Origin of the sequence: Rheinheimera mangrovi, assembly GCF_003990335.1 — a bacterium.
Classification (GTDB): Bacteria; Pseudomonadota; Gammaproteobacteria; order Enterobacterales; family Alteromonadaceae; genus Pararheinheimera; species Pararheinheimera mangrovi.
Map to the genome: position 1 here is coordinate 2,226,879 of NZ_CP034683.1, position 18,722 is coordinate 2,245,600.

An 18,722-nucleotide genomic window follows, 5' to 3' on the forward strand; every position below is an offset into this window, starting at 1 on the left:
GTTTTTGAGTTAGATAAAGGCTTGTGCGGATTTCCGCACAAATAAAAATGAGTGCTGTCACCAAATCCACACAAGAGCACAATTAGTCTTCGTGTTTATCCAGAAAATCTCGGCGGGTCAGTTGGTATTTCGCCATTTTGTCGTACAAAGTTTTGCGGGGTAAATCCAACTCGGTCATCACAGCTTTAATAGCGCCTTTGTGTTGATTTAACGCCTCTTCGAGTAGCATTTTTTCGTAGTACTCAACCCGCTGTTGCAAACTCATGCTGCCTGTGATGCCATGCTCAGCCTTGTGTGGCTGCTGGCTAAACGCAATTTCGGCCCCCATCAACACATAACGCTCAGCCATATTTCGCAACTCACGCACATTGCCAGGCCACTGGTGCTGCGCCAATTGCTGTAGTTCTGTGCTTTTAAGCGGAATATATTCTTTATGAAAACGTGCGGCTGCGATACGGGCAAAATGTGAAAACAACAAAAACACGTCGTCTTTTCGCTGACGCAAAGCAGGCAGATGTAAGTCCACCAAAGACAAGCGGTAATACAAGTCGCTGCGAAATTCCCCTGTATTTGCCAGCTGCTTTAAGTCTGCTTTACTGGCTGCAATCACCCTGATGTCCAGATCGATAGCCTGATTTGAACCCAGGCGGGTGACTTTACGCTCTTCCAGCACCCGCAATAGTTTCACCTGTAAAGACAGAGGTGTACTTTCTATTTCATCCAACAGCAAAGTACCACCGTTGGCAAACTCAAACTTACCAATACGTTTTTTATCTGCTCCGGTAAAAGCGCCAGCTTCGGCGCCAAATAACTCACTTTCAATCAACTGCTCAGGAATGGCACCACAGTTAATGGCAACAAAATTGTGCTGACGTCTGTCGCTTTGTTCATGCAGATAACGAGCGACCAGTTCTTTTCCTGTGCCGGTTTCACCATAAATAAGTACGTCAGCGGGGGCGTTGATCACTGCATCCAAAGTACGACGCAGCTGCTGCATAGCCGGGCTTTGCCCTAAGATCCGTAAACCTGGTTGTTGTTCCCGTTCGACCGCTGCTTTTAACTGACGGTTTTCCAGTACTAAATGACGTTTTTCCAAAGCACGGCGGCTGACTTCAACCAGATGATCGTTATCAAAGGGTTTTTCCAGAAAATCATAGGCGCCTTGTTGCATCGCTTTCACCGCAAGGGATACAGCGCCATAACCTGTTAGCAGCACGACTGGGATTTCGGCGTCTATGGCATGAATTTTCTGCAGCAATTCCAGACCGTTTAAAGCAGGCATATGCATATCGGTAATGACGATGCCATTGAATGCGGTGCTGATGCGACTCAGCACATCACCAGGGTTGGCTGTGACTGCGCAAGGCACATCTTCCAGCTTAAACAACTGGCTGACTGCACTTCGAATATCAGCTTCGTCGTCAATAAAAATAACAGCTGGAAGCTGCTGTTCTATGTTTGCCATTTAAGACCCCGTTGTCGCTGTCAGCAGCACAATAATAAACTCAGCTCCGCCTTGTGTCGCATTGCGCACTTCAAGCTGACCACCAAAAGATTGCACTATACGTTGCGAGATGGAAAGGCCTAAACCAAGACCGTCTCTTTGTTTAGTGGTGAAAAAAGCCTCAAAAATGCGTTCTAAATGGTGAGGTTCTATACCAGGGCCTTGATCGCGTATATGAATGCTGACCTGTTGAGCCTGTGTTTTAACGGCTATATGAAAAGCAGCTTCTGCTTGTCCAGCCATGGACTGCACGCCATTGGTCAAAATATTTACTAATACTTGTTCCAACTGAATACTGTCTGCGAGCACCAGGGGGGATTGTTCAGGTAGTTGCAATCTTACTTTAACCCCTTGCTGCTGACACTGATGTTTGACGATACCAAGAGCATCTAATACCAGCTTGTTAATCTGCACCAGCTGGTTCTTGCCAGAGCTTTTACGGCTGAAATCTTTAAACTGAGCCACAATCACGCTTAAGCGCTGCATCAATTGTCGCATGGCCTGGATATTGGTTTTGGCGTCGTCCAGATAGCCTTTGTCGATTAGCTTTTCTGTGGTTTGAGCGTAGCTTTGCAACGCAGTCAGTGGCTGATTTAACTCATGATTCAGTGAAGCAGATAAAGCGCCTATAGTAGCTAGTTTTGCTGTTTGCACCAGATGCTGTTCGGTTTGTGCCAGTTCAGTTTCAGTTTGCTCACGTCGCTCAATCTGGCGTATCAGCTGCCTGTTCGTTTCTGCCAGATCTTTGGTGCGGGCTATTACTCTTTGCTCCAGTTGCTGATTGTGCTGCAGCAATTGCAAGTGACGTTTTTTACGTTCGCGCCGCACCCAGATGGCAAGTAAGGCTGAGCTATAAATTAAAGTGACCAGTAACAGAGCAGACCATAAAGCCGATTGTTGTGGGGCTGGCGAGGCCAGTACTGTTAAGGTCCAACCAAATTCGGGCAATGTGCGCTGATAAGGTAAAAAACTCAGGGTTTTATTTTTAATAGGTAAATGCCACAGCGGATAAGCGGGCGCAAGTAAAGCTGATCCCACAGCATAATGCATAGGTTCAATCGCCTGAGTAATGTAACGTTGCTGTTCTTGCGCACTTAAAGGCTTTCCGGTCAGGCTGGTTAAACGCCACTCTGGCACATCAGACAAAAATACCTCGTCACTTTGCCCTGTCACCATAAAATGGCTGTCCGCCAAACCTGCAATTTGTTGCTGATGCTGCTCTATGGGCTCTAAATCTACTTTGGCTACCATTACAGCCAGGATCTGTCCTTTGATACGAACAGGCACACTGTAATAGTAACCCCGGCGTTCGCTGGTATGGCCCAAAGCGTAATACTGTGCATCCTGACCAGCCAACGCATTCTGGACATAAGGTCTGAAACCAAAATCACGGCCCAGATAATAAATTCTGCCGTTGGCATTGGAGCTGGCTATCACTATGCCTGATGGGTTCACCAGATATAAATCAGCTACATCTGCACTTCGTTGTAATTGAAACAAGTATTGATTCAATTGCTCTGAACTGGCTGGGAGATCACTTAACAAGGAGTGCAATAAAGCAGAATCGGCAACCTGCTTAGGTAAGTCGGCGTATCGGCCTATTTCATAACGAATAAAAGCGGCGAGGTTATCACTTTGCTGCTGAGCTTTTTGCGTCAACTGACGGTAGTTCCAATGCTGTGCGGCTGAAGCTGCCAGTAGTAACACCAGCAGATAACCACACAGCAGCAGGAACCAACGCAGCTGTTTACTCATTAGTTGTGTCTTTGTGCTGTGTTGGCTTTCGGCGTGGCCAGAAGCGAGGCTTCTTCCGTTTTACTTGAGCTTAATAACTTAGCTTCCAACTCCGCCATTTCAGACTGAGTCAGTTCACGGTACTGACCAGCTTTTAACTCAGCCAGGCGCACGTTCATAATGCGAACCCGCTTTAATTTAGTCACATTAAAACCTAAAAACTCAGTCATACGGCGAATTTGACGGTTCAGACCCTGAGTCAAAATGATATTAAAGGTTTGGCGGGAGATTTGTTTAATCTGACAAGGCAACGTAATGGTCTCAAGGATAGGCACACCAGAGGCCATCTTACGTAAAAACTGCTCTGTAATTGGCTTGTCTACTGTCACTACATATTCTTTTTCATGCTCGTTGCCGGCACGCAGAATTTTATTAACGATATCACCGTCGTTGGTCAGAAAGATCAGGCCTTCAGATTCTTTATCCAGACGACCAATTGGGAAGATCCGTTCCGGATAGCCTATGGCATCGATGATATTGCCTTTGACGTCCAACTCAGTGGTACAGGTAATACCCACAGCTTTATGGTAAGCCAGATAAACCCGGCGCGGTTTGGCTTTCAGCGGCTTGCCTTGTACCAGCACCTGATCTTGTTCTGAGACCTTAGTGCCTAGCGTGCCCACCTGACCGTTTACAGTCACCAGGCCTTGTTCAATCAGCTTATCTGCTTCACGGCGTGAACAAAAACCTGTATCACTAATAAATTTATTTAAACGAAACAATGCAGTTTGTTCCAAAGCTTCACACCTGACAGTTGAAAAAGGACGATAGTTTAGGTGCACAATGCATCAGGGGCAAGGCTGGCGTTTATTTTAGCCAGAAAACTGACGGGGTCTTGGCAAGGAGAGCAGATCAGGTAAACTTGCAGCTCACTATTTAGAAGGGACCACTGATGTTACCCATTCAGCATTATTTTCCCAAAGCCGATGCGTTAGTTTATGGTTGCATGGGATTGGGCGGTAGCTGGGATCAACCTACTACCAGCAAAGAACAACGTGATTTATCTTTTACTGCCATAGATGCGGCTCTGGAAGCTAACATTCGCTTTTTTGATCATGCAGACATTTACACCAGAGGCAAAGCCGAAGCTGTGTTTGGTGAGTATCTGGCGGCTCATTCCGGTTTACGTGACCAACTGATACTGCAAAGTAAATGTGCCATCCGTTTTGCTGATGCAACCGCGGTTGGGCGTTATGATTTTAGTAAAAGTTATATTGTTGAATCAGTGCATCAATCGTTAAAACGACTGCAAACCGACTATTTAGATATTTTACTGCTGCACAGACCAGATCAGCTGATGTTGATTGATGAAGTGGCTGAAGCTTTTGCAGAGTTAAAGCAACAAGGCAAAGTGAAGGCATTTGGCGTATCCAATTTTGGTTGGCCTCAACTGCAGTTACTGCAATCGGCCTTGCCTGAGCCTTTGGTGGCCAATCAGCTGCAAATGAGCCTGAAAGATTTAAACTGGCTGGAGCAAAATGTTCTGACCGCCATGCCGGATAGCGCGGCTCATCATTTCAGTTATGGCACTGTGGAATACTGTCAGTTACACAAAGTACAACTGCAAGCCTGGGGCAGTCTGGCACAAGGCCTGTTTACCGGCGGCCGCAGTCCGGAAACTGCCGCCCAGCAGGCAACGGCCGCATTAGTTGCGTCATTGGCTGCGGACTATCAAACCAGTCCTGAAGCTATAGTTCTGGCGTTTTTGCTGAAGCATCCTGTCGGTATTCAGCCAGTGATAGGCACAACCGCGCCTGCTCGTATCGCCGCTTGCCAGAAAGCCTTAACTGTCAACTTAAGCCGTGAACACTGGTATGCGCTTTATGTCGCAGCCAGAGGAAAAGCATTACCTTAATATTTGCGCACTAAAAAAGGGCCATCAGGCCCTTTTTTAAATTGAAACTTTAAGTTACAACTTAGCTGCAGGCACAGACTGCAAATACTGGCTGTTTGGCTGCTTTAAAATAGTCTGCCAGGAACCATAAGTCGGGTTGGCCAACACAAACCATTTTGCACCCCAATAGTCCTGATAGTTATCTACCAAGGCTGAACGTTGTTCAGGCGTGATATTTTTCTTCACGTCCGGCAGGAAATCACCAAAGTCATCACCAATCGACATCAAAATACGGAAATCTTTGGCAGCAAGCAGACGGCGACTTTCTTTTTCGCTGCTCCAGCCCTTTTGTTCTGATTTTAACCAGATTTGTGATGCATCAATTTTTGCTATACCCACAGCTTTTAAGTTACGCAGCGTATCGGTTTTTTGTGGGCAGCTGTCATTGTTGCCGGCACGTTGTTCACACTCACGATTGCTGATGTACAACACCTTCACTCCTGCAGCTTCAGCTTTATTCACAAAAGCTACAGCGCCTGGTACTGCTTTGGCTGCGGCCATGGCGACCCATTGATCCCATCGTTTTGCATCATACCCCGTATTTAATAACACGCTTTGCGCCGCTGAAGGTGAGTTGTCCAAAATGGTTTCGTCAATATCAACAATAATTGCCATAGGCAGCTGTTGGTAGTTGGTGCTCTGATTGGGTAAAGCAGTCCAGTTTTTATCAGCAATAGCATGAGGTAACTGCAAAGCGGCGGTTTGGTAGGTTTGAATAGCGCTGGCTTTGAATTCTGCAGAGGTTTGATACCACAAGGTGGCATTCATATTGTCATGAGGTGCGGCTTGCGAGCTAAATGAGAATATCAGGCCGCACAGCAGCAATGAGAAGGATGGTTTCATCATGGACTCCATAGGTCTAAAAATTAGCAGGGTAAAAGGGATAGGGTTTTCGATATACCACATAAAAAAGCCCCCGCGTTGCGGAGGCCTTATGCTCAGGCTTTGTCCGCTCCTGGTTCCGATTTGGTCACTTTATCGGACAGGTTATTCAGTGAAATAACCTTAGTTTTACTGATCTTATGACGGTAAATCTCACGAAGGTAATGAATAGATTTTTTCACACTGTCGCGGGATAAACGAATGTCATTAATAGAGACAAATTTGTCTTTATTACGGATCAGCTCACGGTATTTTTTCTCGTACATTGGCTTGATCGCATACCAGTTCGTATCAAGTATTTTTGCCGGATTTTCAAACTCATGCAGCATTTCATCTAAACGCTGTTCATCGAATTGTTCATCACGGATAAAGTCCAGCATGGCTTTGTCCAGCGAATCATTAAAGCGATAGTCGTCTTTGGCGAAACAACGTTTGATAAAAGACACAATCAGCGTCAGGAAGTCGTCGCTTAAACACGGGCTCTTAACAATCAAAGTGGTCAGCGAGATATTGGCTGAAGCACCAATGACCAATGCATAACGTTTTAAGGTAGTGTTTGGGAACAGGGTATTTAAATGGCTTTTTAGACGATTTAAATCCATGTACGACAGTTTGTAGTCCTTCGGTAACGAGATAATAGAGACCACAGACGAGCAGTTCTTAAAGAAATGCAGATCTTTTAAGTCTTTTGGATCGTAGCCACTTTTCACATAAGAAGCTAAAGCTTCACGGTAACGACCAGACTCTATAGGCAATAAACTGATGCCTTCAATGGCCTGTGTCACTTTGTTAAAGTGGGGCAGGTCAATGGAGCGGAAAAACAGATCGTCAATGTTCAAACCACTGTTGCTGTTTTTATCGAAGAGTTTCAGTTTATCCACAGCAGCAGGAGTGCTTGGGATCACAGACTCCGCATAAGCCACGGCGACAGGGCCAGCCAGACTCATAAACAAGTCGTTGGCGTCTAAACGTATGGTTTCACCAATGTCTATGCCGGCACGGCGGAAGTAGTTTTCGTCGTAGTCTGTAGTCACAGCCTGAGCTGTGAGGATGTTGAAAATCTGCTGGGAAATATACTGGTTGGCATATTTTTCCATCGCATTCACATCAATATGCTGAATTTCGCCATCATCGGTTTCTTCGGCATAACGCATAATGTCGTTAGAAATCAGCATCATCGCATTCCATGGGCGAATGCGGTGCATCACGCTGGACTCGGCGCTGTCTTCATTTTCCAGGTTGTACGAGAAATCCCATTCTTCTGCCAGATACTTACATAACAAACGACCTGAGTTGATATGTAAAGCTTCTGACATCTCCACGCCGTGATCGGTAATATTCGGCAGAATACAGATACCGCTGGTGAAGATAGGTTCAAATACAAAAGAGTGGCCAGCGTTGGCTTCGTTTTCTGTTTCTGGTCTGGTGTCGAAGGTTTTCGCCATATAAGCGTATTGCTGGGCCAAACCAAACTCAGACGCCATACCAGAACCTGTACCACCGCCAGCACTGAAAATATAAAAATACAAACGGGACTGGTTGGCTTTGATGCCACAGGAGTCAATCAGATAAGAGTGAATGAATTTCCAGTCCGGGTTGGAGAATTTCTGCGTATCTTTGTTCAGTATAATTTTGGCAAGGTATTGGCCAAGGATAGGAGCGTTACCTGCACCACCGGCATGAACTTCCGACAAGTCCATGATTTTCATTTTGTTGTAATCTTGCAGGAAATTGGATTTTTCACCCTTGTGAGAAAAACGAATCCGGCCTTCAATGTCTTTATCCAAATCGCCCAGCATCACCAAAGGTTCGATCAGGAATACGGGTTTGACCTGATGAGATTTATCCAGATTCAAACCTTTTTTAATCCAGCGCACAGGGCGGTATTCGGTTTCTTTTTGCTGACGCTCTTCAATATTAAATTCGTTCATATAAAAGCTGCGGGCGTTATACACAAGAGAAGCCACGTCCAGCGCTATATTGGAGCCACATCGGCCTAAACCTATTAAACAGACAGAAGGGAACTGTTGTTGTCGTCTGTTAACATCTTCCACTTCGGAAGCTGGAATAGGGAAAACACTATTTCGTAAGGCATCCAGGTTGGACAAGATCCGACTCAGGTCGCGTTCAGTGAAATACATGTAGCGGCCTGAACCAAAATTCAGGTCAGCTTCAGTTTCAGTCGCAGAGAATGGACGCACTGTTAAATTGACATCGTCTTTACCGGCGCTGCTTTTTATCACTTTTGTACTCATGGATGACCTTCCGGGCTATTTTTATTGTTCTGTTCTGCTATCTATTCGAGTCATAAACATAGACTTAGCTGCCTATTATTACAATTGGCATGAAGAACAGTACAGCAAAATCATTGAAGAGAATTGAACTTTTTGATAATCAAGAAAAGAAAACTGAAAAATACCGCTGTTATCCCGCCACACGCAGAAATAAATGGGATCAGAAGCTGTCGATTTTAGTTGTTTGCTTCTGATCCCATCTCCCCTGATCGTTACATATTTGGCCCTACATATTCGGATAGTTTGGACCGCCGGCACCTTCAGGTGTGACCCAGGTGATGTTCTGGCGTGGGTCTTTAATATCACAGGTTTTACAGTGAATGCAGTTCTGCGCATTGATCTGCAGTCGTGGTTGATTGTGCTCTTCCACTATTTCGTAAACACCAGCAGGGCAATAACGCTGTGCCGGTTCGTCATATAAGGCTAAGTTCACCAGCACCGGAATAGAAGTATCAGCCAATTTTAAATGGCAGGGCTGATCTTCTTCATGGTTGGTGTTGGATAAATACACCGAAGACAAACGATCAAAGCTTAAAACCTGGTCCGGTTTAGCATATTGAATTTTTGGTGCTTCAGAGGCTTGCCTTAAGGTTTGATGATCAAAAGTGTCGTCTTTTAAGGTGAAAGGCAGCTTACCGGCAAAGATATTCTGGTCCAGCGTATTAAAAGCACCGCCCCAAAATGAACCAAATTTATGCATAGCTGGGCCGAAGTTACGGCTTCTGAACAATTCATCGAATAACCAACTTTGCTCGAAATGCTGTGCAAATTCAGTTAAATCAGTACCGGCTTGACCTTGCTGCAGTGCAGCAAAAATAGTTTCAGCGGCTAGCATGCCGGATTTCATCGCGGTATGGTTGCCTTTAATTTTGGCAAAGTTCAGCGTACCAGCATCGCAGCCCACCAAAACTCCACCAGGGAAGGTCATTTTAGGTAAGCTGTTCAAGCCACCTTTGGCAATAGCGCGGGCGCCATAGGACACACGTTTTCCACCTTGCAAATACTGTTTAATAACAGGGTGCTGTTTGTAACGCTGAAATTCTTCAAAAGGACTCAGATGTGGATTGCTATAGTTCAGATCAACGATTAAACCTACCACAATTTGCTGACCTTCAGCGTGGTACAAATAGCCACCACCGCTGGTATCCTGTTGCAATGGCCAGCCAGCACTGTGCACCACTAAACCTTGTTGATGCTGCTCTGCCGGCACATCCCAGATTTCTTTAAAGCCCAGAGCATAATGCTGAGGAGAACGGTCTTTATCCAGCGAAAAGCGGGAAATCAATTCTTTACCTAAATGGCCACGGCAGCCTTCTGCAAAAACAGTGTATTTGCCACGCAGCTCCATCGCAGGTACGTAGCTGTCTTTATGACTGCCATCATGGGCTACACCCATTTCACCTGTAACAATGCCTTTGACTACATCATCTTCAATCAGTAACTCTGCAGCGGTAAATCCTGGAAATATCTCAACACCCAGTTGCTCAGCCTGAGTGGCTAACCAGCGACATAAATTGCCCATGGATACAATGTAGTTGCCTTCATTGTGCATGGTTTTTGGCACCAGAAAATTGGGTAACTTTTGCGCGGCAGTTTCGTCTTTTAATAAATAGATATGGTCATGCGTAACCGCTGCAGTAACGGGTGCATTCATTTTTTGCCAGTCGGGGAATAGCTCATTTAAAGCGCGGGGTTCAAACACAGCACCTGATAAAATGTGGGCTCCGACTTCAGAGCCTTTTTCAACGACACACAAACTTATTTCAGTGCCCGCTGTTTTGGCCTGTTGGGCTATGCGGATAGCGGTAGACAAACCTGCAGGGCCTGCACCAACTATAACAACATCAAATTCCATCGATTCACGTTCAACCACAACAACCTCAACTTATCCACCTTTTTGTCTGGCTTTTTGCCTTATTCTGCTGATGGATGATTAACTTGACATAAAATTCATATCTTCTGCGCTTGCTAGGGTATTTCAGGTTGACGTTAACGTCAACAGTAAGTAGATTGATGACCTGGAAATAATCAGCTTTACCTTAACGTCAACTTAGTGCTGAGCGTAACTGCCGAATGGGGTTTTTATGAAGATTTTAGTACCGGTCAAACGGGTCATAGATTACAACGTCAAAGTACGGGTAAAGGCCGATCAAAGTGGTGTGGATTTAGCAAATGTCAAAATGGCACTAAATCCGTTTTGTGAAATTGCGGTAGAAGAAGCGGTGCGGCTTAAAGAAGCAGGAATTGCCACAGAAGTGGTGGTGGTCTCTATCGGTCCTGCTGCGGTACAGGAACAACTGCGTACTGCCTTGGCTTTAGGCGCGGATCGTGCTTTACAGATTGAAACTGAATTAAGCTTAGATTCGCTGCAAGTAGCGAAGTTACTGAGCAAAGTAGTGGCAGACGAGCAGCCACAACTGGTGATTTTAGGTAAACAAGCCATAGACTCAGACAACAACCAGACAGGCCAGATGCTGGCAGCATTAACTGGGATGGGTCAGGGCACTTTTGCATCCAAAGTGGTCGTGGCTGATGGCAAAGTAAAAGTAACCCGTGAAATAGACGGTGGTTTACAGCAAGTGGAACTTACTTTGCCAGCTGTGGTATCAACAGACCTGCGTTTAAATGAACCACGTTACGCTTCACTGCCTAACATCATGAAAGCCAAGAAAAAACCTTTAGATGTAAAAGCGGCAGACAGCTACGGTGTGAACCTAAGTTCTAACGTGACTACCGTCAAAGTCACAGCCCCTGCTAGTCGTAAAGCGGGTGTTATCGTCAGCTCTGTTGATGAGTTAGTAGCCAAATTAAAACAAGAAGCGAAGGTGATCTGATGAGCATTTTAGTGATAGCGGAACACAACAATCAGAGCCTAAAGGCAGATACCTACAAAGCGGTGAAAGCAGCCAGCCAGATTGGCGGCGATATTCATCTGCTAGTGGCAGGTTTTAACTCTGCCGCCGCAGCAGCGGAAGCAGCCACTTTGGCAGGTGTCAGCAAGGTACTGCATGCTGATTCAGCAGCTTATCAGCATCAATTGGCTGAAAATATCAGTTTACTGGTGACAGAACTGGCGAAGGATTATCAACATGTGGTCGCCAGCGCGACTACACATGGTAAAAACTTTTTACCCCGTGTCGCCGCTTTGTTAGACGTTGCTCAAATTTCCGATGTGATAGCCATTGAAAGCGCCGACACCTTTGTGCGTCCTGTGTATGCGGGTAACGCCATTGCTACAGTAAAAAGCAGCGATGCCATTAAAGTGCTGACTGTTCGTTCTGCAGCTTTTGACGCTGTGGATACAGGCAACAACGCTGCTGTTGAAACGATCAGCCTTAGCAAAGAGGCGGGAGTATCGAGTTTTGTCAGTGAAGAGCTGACCAAATCAGAGCGCCCTGAACTGACTGCCGCTAAGGTCATCATCTCTGGCGGCCGTGGTATGCAAAACGGTGAAAACTTTGCGCTGTTAAACGGTATAGCGGACAAGCTGAAGGCTGCTATCGGTGCTTCACGCGCAGCAGTAGACGCTGGTTTTGTGCCAAACGACATGCAAGTTGGCCAGACAGGTAAAATTGTTGCGCCAGATTTGTATATTGCTGTGGGTATTTCCGGTGCTATTCAGCATTTGGCAGGTATGAAAGACTCTAAAGTGATAGTTGCTATCAATAAAGACCCTGAAGCGCCTATTTTCCAGGTGGCGGATTATGGTCTGGTCGGCGATTTGTTTGCGATTTTGCCTGAGCTCGAATCCAAAATTTAACTTTTAGCATCATTTGATCTGAGTAAAGAGGGCCTGCTTTGGCTCTCTTTACTCAAGTTAATAAATTGCTTACAAATTTCTTCTGTAACTCTCTTGTCCCCTTTGATTTCGATCTCTAAGATAGGCAACTAATGCGCTGTTGCAAGGCTTTTCGCCATTTGGGTGAGCGAGCTGTTCAGGAGATAAAAAATGAAAAAAACGTTAATTCTCGGAGCCTTTGTGTTGTCACTTGCAGGATGCGCGACAGTGCCAGCCAATAAAGAAAGTCTGACCACTCAACTTGATGGTCCTTTGGCGCAACTTCAGCTCGACACCCGTCAGTTACAATTAAGACTGGAACGATTAACCGAAAATAAAGAATGTCAGCAAGACAATCAGTGCAAAGTGATTGGAGTAGGTGCTCGCCCTTGCGGCGGGCCAGATCAGTTTCTGACGTACTCCACACAGCATACAGATGAAAAAATGTTAAGCTACACCAACGAGCGATACCAGAAGCTAAAAAAGCAGCAAAATGAAAAGCTTGGCCTGATGTCAACTTGTCAGATGTTGGTGCCGCCACAGAGCGCTTGTGTAGCGCAGAAATGTGTAATAGGGCAGCCAGCCAGCTAATTGCTTATAGTTAAGAAAAATATTCAGAGAGAACCATGACCATACAACCTTTGTTCGTTTTAAGTGCTGTTTTGGCTGTGGTTTTGGTTTTTAGTTTTTGGGCGCTCGCCTACTGCCGCAGAAAGGCCACTCAATTACAGCAAGAATTAACCTCGCTTCAAACTACAAATCAACTTCAGGCTCAGCAAAGTCAACACGATCAACAGCTATTGCAACAAATTCACCTGCAGCTGCAGCAAGCTCAGGATGACTTTAAAGATCTAAGTTATCAGCAGCAGAAATACGCCGCAGAATTAGCCCGTAGCCAAAGCCAGTATCAGCAGGTATCAGAACTCTGGGCTGAGTTAAAACAGCAGTACCAGAGCCAGCAGCAGGATTATATGCAGCTGCAGCGCGAACACAGCGCTTTGCAAATCAGTTTAAAAGAAAAGCAGCAGCATTTTGCTGAGCAACAGGCGTTGTTGCAAAACAGCAAACAACAACTCAGTCTTGAATTTCAGCAGCTGGCACAGCAAATTTTTGAAGATAAGTCGGTGCGTTTCCAGGCGACTAATCAGGAAGCGTTAAACAGCTTATTGAATCCGTTTCGTCTGCAGTTAGATGCCTTTAAAAGTAAAGTGGAAGATATTCACCTCAAAGACAGCCAGCAGCAGGCACTGTTGAACCACGAACTGCAGCATTTAAAAATCCTCAATCAGCAGATCACCGAAGAAGCGCATCAACTGGCTGTGGCCTTAAAAGGCCAGAAAAAGACGCAAGGCAACTGGGGCGAACTGGTGCTGGAAAATGTGCTGGAGCGTTCAGGCTTGAGGGCGGGGCAGGATTATCAGCGCGAGTTTTCTGTGACTCAGGAAGATGGCAATAAACTGCGGCCTGATTTAGTGGTGTTTTTACCCCAAGGCAAACATTTGATTATTGATGCCAAAGTCTCCTTAAATGCCTATAGCCGTTATATCAATTCAGAAGACGATACAGAGCGTAAACTGGCGCTGCAGGAGCATGTGGCATCTATGGCGGCCCGTATTAAAGAGCTTTCAGACCGAAATTACCACAAGTTACCAGGCCTGAATTCTCCTGACTTAGTCTTTATGTTTGTGCCTATAGAGTCGGCTTTTGTTGAAGCGCTAAAAGCCGATGAAACTTTGTTTCAGCAAGCGTTGAATCAAAATGTACTGGTGGCGACGCCAACCACTTTGTTAACCAGCCTGAATATAGTACGGCAGTTATGGCGCTACGAAGAGCAGCATAAGCACACGGCTGAATTGGCCAAACGTGCTGATGCGGTATTTAATAAACTTCGCACCTTCCTGACCACCTTTTTACGGGTGAAAGAGAGCTTAAACAAAGCGCAGGAAGCTTATGAGACTGCTGAAAGTCAGCTGTATAAGGGCAGGGCGAATCTGGTCAAACAGGTCAATGAATTTAAAGAGTTAACGCCAGCCATTCAGGCTGAGCTGCCAGAGTATTTTGTCGAAAAATCGCAGATTGAGTTTGACTCAGACGCTGTGCCAGAAGCAAAAATCTCGTTGGCGCCATAAAGCACTATGGAGCTTTGAGTTGTCAGGTTTATACTAGCGTCCTTTTTTGATTGCAGAGAATTTCAGTGAGTACTTCAGATTTCAGCGCCTTTATCCAACTCCTTACACAAAAGCTTGAAAACAGCAGCTGGCAAAAGCTGCTGTTAAGCAGTTATCAGGGCGAGGATACCAGCCTGGTGCGAATTGAAGTACGGCCTGTGGTGTTAAAAGATGTTGCGCATTTAAGTTTTTTATACCGGCATAAAACCCGCGATATCACCAAAAACTTTGCCGTAAATGAAGGTCTTGCGCTTATTCAGCAGTTATTGGGTACAGAATTTAAAGCTGCCCATTTCACAGCGTTGGATAGCGAAACCCAATTGAGTGTCAGCAAAAAAGGCAAAGTGTTAAGCAGTACTAAAGCTATTAAGCAAACAGCTGGAACCGGCACAGTCTTGACGCATGATAAAGAAAAACAGCGTTTTCTGACGCTGGACAGGCCTTTTTTACAAAAGCTTGGTGTGACTGATGCCAACCATAAGCTGGTGCCCGCTATGTCGCGCAAATGGAAGCAGATTAATAAGTTTGTCGAAGTCTTTGACCGGGCTTTAAATCAAACCGGTTTAAAACAAAAACCTGCTGTGCATATTGCCGACTTTGGCTCGGGCAAAGCCTATTTAACCTTTGCGGTGCATGACTACCTGACGCACCAGTTAGGGCTTGATGCCAAAGTGACAGGTGTCGAACTGCGTCAGGAGCTGGTGGATTTATGTAATGGTGTCGCCTGTGATTTAAATTTGCAGGGCATTGGTTTTGAGCAGGGCGATGTCAAACATTTTCAGGCCAAAGGCATAGATGTGATGATAGCGCTGCATGCCTGCGATATAGCTACGGATTACGCCATTCATATGGGCATTCGCACTGGCGCTTCGATGATTATGTGTTCACCTTGTTGCCATAAACAACTGCGGCCGCAACTGATCAGCCCGCCACTGCTGCAACCTATGCTCAAACACGGTATCCATTTAGGTGAACAAGCCGAAATGCTCACCGATAGCCTGCGTGCCTTGCTGCTGGAAGCTTATGGCTATGACACTCAGGTGTTTGAATTTATCTCTCTGGAACACACCAGCAAAAACAAAATGATCCTGGCGGTTAAAAGCCAAAAGCCGAAAAGCCGCGAACAAATTCTGGCTCAGGTGCAACAGATCAAAAGCTTCTACGGTATTCAGCAGCATTGTCTTGAAGAGTTATTGCTGCAGTCGGAGTGATTCAGGCCCGTTCTTCTGCCTCATAACGGAGCGGGCAACTACAACGCACACACGCCGTAAATACATCCCTGTAGGCTCCTGTCCAGCACTCCGGGGGGTTGCAGAGCAAAACCCGTTCAGTCGGCAGCAAGTCAGACTACTGACTTGCTGAAATCCCGCCTTCACCCAACTGGACAGGGTCTGCTAACGTAGTTGTCCGACCATTCTCTAAGTTCTTTTGCATCGTCACTTTGTGCCAATTGCGGACATCGGTTATACATCTGGACGCACGAATACACAGTGTTATTTGCTTTTACCATAAAACAGGCACACTTTGAGCAAATCAACGGGCACATTTTTCTGTTGCTGAAAAAGAGAAAACATTCTAATTTAGAAACTTAGAGTGGACCGACCTGAAAATAACAGGCCAGATAAAAGTAATAATGTGCCAACACGCGTTTGTGTCGCAGCTAGCAATGATTAGTTGTTTTTTATTAATACGGTAACGCTGGTTTTTCATCTGGTAGAAGCAGAGAAAGTGTGCTGGCACAATATACAACTGTTAACTTTAGGGAGAACACTGAGTGTCAGGTGAAGAAAAGGAAAAGAATGAAATACCTACGCAGAAAGATATAACTAAAAACGCGTCAGGAACTTCGTTTAGTGCTCCCTGAATCGCCACTAATTTCCTAGACACCTTTCAGTTAGATAAACTAACTCAAAGAGAGGTGCCTATGAGCAGTAAACGTTACCCCGAAGAATTCAGAATCGAAGCAGTTAAGCAGGTCGTTGATCGCGGCCATTCAGTTGCGGATGTTGCCAAACGGCTCGATATCACCACGCACAGCCTGTACGCCTGGATTAAAAAGTACGGTCCTGACAAACAACAGCATAATGATTTGGCTGACGCTCAGGCCGAGATTAAGCGACTGCAAAAAGAGCTGAAGCGAGCCACCGAAGAGCGCGACATTCTAAAAAAAGCCGCGGCGTACTTCGCAAAGCTGTCCGACTAAGATACGCCTTCATTAAAGAACACTGCGACAGCTGGCCGGTGCGCTGGCTTTGTAACATGTTGGATGTGCATCCCAGTGGATACTATGCGTGGAGTAAGGCATCGCTGTCGAAACGCGATAAAGCAAACCGGCGGCTGACAGGATTAATAAAACAGTTTTGGCTGGAGTCTGGTTGTGTGTATGGCTACCGTAAAATTCATTCTGATTTACGTGATTTCGGCGAGTCTTGCGGCATTAACCGGGTATACCGGTTGATGCAATCCGAAGGGCTTAAAGCACAGGTTGGATATCGCAAACCCAGATCACGTAAGGGGGACAGCCATATCATTACGCCGAACCGCTTGCAGCGGCAGTTTAATCCGTTAGTGCCTGACGAGGTATGGGTAACTGATATCACGTACATCCGCACGCATGAGGGGTGGCTGTATTTGGCTGTGGTTGTGGATTTGTTCTCGCGCAAGGTTGTTGGCTGGTCGATGCATTCCCAAATCAGCAAAGATATTGTGCTGAACGCATTGCTGATGGCCGTGTGGCGACGTCAGCCTAAAAAACAGGTGATGGTTCACTCCGACCAAGGGAGCCAATACACCAGCCATGACTGGCAGGCATTCCTGAAAACTCATGGCTTACAAGGCAGCATGAGCAGACGCGGAAACTGTCATGACAATGCAGTGGCAGAAAGCTTCTTCCAGTTGTTAAAGCGAGAGCGGATCAAGCGGAAAGTCTACACGACGCGTGATGAGGCCAGAAGTGATGTGTTTGATTACATTGAAATGTTTTACAACAGTAAACGGAAACATGGTTCCAATAATCTGCTGTCACCGGTAGAGTATGAAAACCGTTACCAAGAACGGCTGGGAAGTGTCTAGTTTATTGGTGGCGATTCATTAAGATCTAGTGGTGAAAACGGTATATTCAATAAATATGACTGGGTTAAAGAGGCTGATGGGAAGCTTATCAGTGCCAAGTTATTAAGAGAATGTGCACTCAAAAAGCAATTAGAATTCGATACCTTACATGTTAAAAAAAAGGTTGATGGAGAACAGTTAACTTCAAAAGAAGTTTTTGAAATATTGAATGCTAAGGAATCTGCTAATAAGTCTAGTGTACTAATCTTAGGATATGCAATCGAATTACTTTTGAAATCGGGCATTGTGTCATTACTTATAAATGCGCCTAAAAAATTACTCGAGAAAAAAGTTAAATCATACAGTCACAACCTGTTAAATATTGCATTGGATTTGCACTTTTCTTTATCGAATGAAGAACATTATTTGCTAGAAGTTTTAGGTGGTTATATTATTCGAGAAACTCGATACCCAGTAACACCAATTTCAATCAATGATTATTGTAACCAGGTTAACCAGATTACAAATTTTATATCTAGTGAAGAAAATTTTGCGTTGGGTGTCCAACTTTTTGAAAGACTGAGGAGTTTTATTAAAGATATTGATGGGACCCCTGACAATGTGAAATTCCATTCAAGAATGGAAATGGAAGAGAACGGATATATAACATTCAGGGTTGGGGGATGCCTACCTCCTGTTTTTATATTGAAATTTTGTCAAAGTCAGATTAGTGCAGGAATTGCAACCATTGAGACGGTCAAGTCTCTGCTAATTGAGAAAAACAAAGTAAATAAGAGTATCCATTCAAATTTAATGGAAAAATACTGGGATAAGGCAATTTTCTACATTGTTGATGACAAAAACGGGCTTAAAATCGCTGCAATTGACAAAAGTAACTATCAATAATTTAGTTGCTAGACACGTAGCACTAAGTATATTTGCAGCTGAACTCAGCGTTAATGTCCGCATCTCGCTCTTTGCAGTCATAGTGTATTTAAAGGGACAGGACTTTAATCGGTCAAACTCAAAATTTTAGGCACAAAAAAACCGACTAAAAAGTCGGTCTTAAAGTTGGTTGCGGGAGCCGGATTTGAACCGACGACCTTCGGGTTATGAGCCCGACGAGCTACCAGGCTGCTCCATCCCGCGTCCGTATTGATAGTTGAGCAGTAACTATCATGATTTAAAACATACACATTATTGGTTGCGGGAGCCGGATTTGAACCGACGACCTTCGGGTTATGAGCCCGACGAGCTACCAGGCTGCTCCATCCCGCGTCCGTATCTTAACGTTAAGTAATTTCTGTTAAGGCGTGTAGTGCATTCACGTTCTACTTAATTGCTTAAGTTGGTTGCG

General features: G+C 45.2%; 14 protein-coding genes and 2 tRNA genes. 8 read left to right on the forward strand and 8 right to left on the reverse strand.

Translation table 11 applies throughout. From position 1 onward, the window contains the following. Positions 1-82 precede the first annotated feature (82 nt). Genes EK374_RS10040 through EK374_RS10050 form a run of 3 tightly spaced genes read right to left on the reverse strand, consistent with a single transcriptional unit; the run spans position 83 to position 4,035 of the window. Positions 83-1,465, reverse strand: coding sequence for a sigma-54-dependent transcriptional regulator (locus tag EK374_RS10040; RefSeq protein ID WP_127022749.1), 1,383 nt, complete (start codon positions 1,463-1,465; stop codon positions 83-85). Further along, complete coding sequence (locus EK374_RS10045; protein WP_127022752.1) at positions 1,466-3,259, reverse strand: sensor histidine kinase; 1,794 nt, start codon at positions 3,257-3,259, stop codon at positions 1,466-1,468. It lies immediately after the preceding gene. Next, positions 3,259-4,035 carry a pseudouridine synthase gene (locus EK374_RS10050; RefSeq protein WP_164731858.1) on the reverse strand — a complete coding sequence of 259 codons (777 nt, stop codon included), beginning with the start codon at positions 4,033-4,035 and terminating at the stop codon, positions 3,259-3,261. The genes EK374_RS10045 and EK374_RS10050 overlap by 1 nt, the downstream gene beginning before the upstream one ends. Before the next feature lie 155 nt (positions 4,036-4,190). Between EK374_RS10050 and EK374_RS10055 the strand changes: the two genes are divergently transcribed. Beyond that, the gene (locus EK374_RS10055) at positions 4,191-5,153 is read left to right on the forward strand and encodes an aldo/keto reductase (protein ID WP_127022755.1); all 963 of its coding nucleotides are present in this window, start codon (positions 4,191-4,193) and stop codon (positions 5,151-5,153) included. Between the two features lie 54 nt (positions 5,154-5,207). Here the strand turns inward: EK374_RS10055 and EK374_RS10060 are convergent, their stop codons facing one another. The 3 genes from EK374_RS10060 to EK374_RS10070 form a co-directional block, all read right to left on the reverse strand. Next, on the reverse strand, positions 5,208-6,098 hold the full coding sequence (locus tag EK374_RS10060; RefSeq protein ID WP_233280381.1) for a 5'-nucleotidase, lipoprotein e(P4) family: 891 nt from the start codon (positions 6,096-6,098) through the stop codon (positions 5,208-5,210). A 32-nt stretch (positions 6,099-6,130) separates the two neighbouring features. Further along, positions 6,131-8,215 (reverse strand): hypothetical protein, encoded by a 2,085-nt coding sequence (locus EK374_RS10065; protein WP_233280394.1) that lies wholly within the window; start codon positions 8,213-8,215, stop codon positions 6,131-6,133. Between the two features lie 379 nt (positions 8,216-8,594). Then, positions 8,595-10,223 carry an electron transfer flavoprotein-ubiquinone oxidoreductase gene (locus EK374_RS10070; RefSeq protein ID WP_127026508.1) on the reverse strand — a complete coding sequence of 543 codons (1,629 nt, stop codon included), beginning with the start codon at positions 10,221-10,223 and terminating at the stop codon, positions 8,595-8,597. Positions 10,224-10,452: 229 nt separating this feature from the next. On the opposite strand from EK374_RS10070, the gene EK374_RS10075 reads away from it, so the two are divergent. From EK374_RS10075 to EK374_RS10105, 7 genes are all read left to right on the forward strand, one after another. Continuing rightward, positions 10,453-11,202 (forward strand): electron transfer flavoprotein subunit beta/FixA family protein, encoded by a 750-nt coding sequence (locus tag EK374_RS10075; RefSeq protein WP_127022761.1) that lies wholly within the window; start codon positions 10,453-10,455, stop codon positions 11,200-11,202. Further along, the gene (locus tag EK374_RS10080) at positions 11,202-12,128 is read left to right on the forward strand and encodes an electron transfer flavoprotein subunit alpha/FixB family protein (RefSeq protein ID WP_127022764.1); all 927 of its coding nucleotides are present in this window, start codon (positions 11,202-11,204) and stop codon (positions 12,126-12,128) included. Before EK374_RS10075 ends, EK374_RS10080 begins: the two co-directional genes overlap by 1 nt. 189 nt (positions 12,129-12,317) lie before the next feature. Beyond that, a complete protein-coding gene (locus EK374_RS10085; RefSeq protein ID WP_127022767.1) occupies positions 12,318-12,737 on the forward strand; it encodes a putative periplasmic lipoprotein in 420 nt (139 codons plus the stop codon). Positions 12,738-12,772: 35 nt separating this feature from the next. Then, the gene (rmuC, locus tag EK374_RS10090; protein ID WP_127022770.1) at positions 12,773-14,275 is read left to right on the forward strand and encodes a DNA recombination protein RmuC; all 1,503 of its coding nucleotides are present in this window, start codon (positions 12,773-12,775) and stop codon (positions 14,273-14,275) included. Between the two features lie 65 nt (positions 14,276-14,340). Beyond that, positions 14,341-15,525, forward strand: coding sequence for a class I SAM-dependent methyltransferase (locus EK374_RS10095; protein WP_127022773.1), 1,185 nt, complete (start codon positions 14,341-14,343; stop codon positions 15,523-15,525). 713 nt (positions 15,526-16,238) lie between these two features. Beyond that, a protein-coding gene (locus EK374_RS10100; RefSeq protein ID WP_127019341.1) for an IS3 family transposase occupies positions 16,239-17,386 on the forward strand; the annotation gives its coding sequence in 2 pieces (ribosomal slippage) (positions 16,239-16,476 and positions 16,476-17,386; 1,149 coding nt in all). Between the two features lie 204 nt (positions 17,387-17,590). Further along, complete coding sequence (locus tag EK374_RS10105) at positions 17,591-18,271, forward strand: hypothetical protein (RefSeq protein ID WP_127022776.1); 681 nt, start codon at positions 17,591-17,593, stop codon at positions 18,269-18,271. Between the two features lie 166 nt (positions 18,272-18,437). On the opposite strand, the gene EK374_RS10110 is transcribed toward EK374_RS10105, so the two are convergent. Next, positions 18,438-18,514: transfer RNA gene (locus EK374_RS10110), tRNA-Met, on the reverse strand. Between the two features lie 52 nt (positions 18,515-18,566). Beyond that, positions 18,567-18,643 (reverse strand) — tRNA-Met (locus tag EK374_RS10115). Between the last annotated feature and the right edge of the window lie 79 nt (positions 18,644-18,722).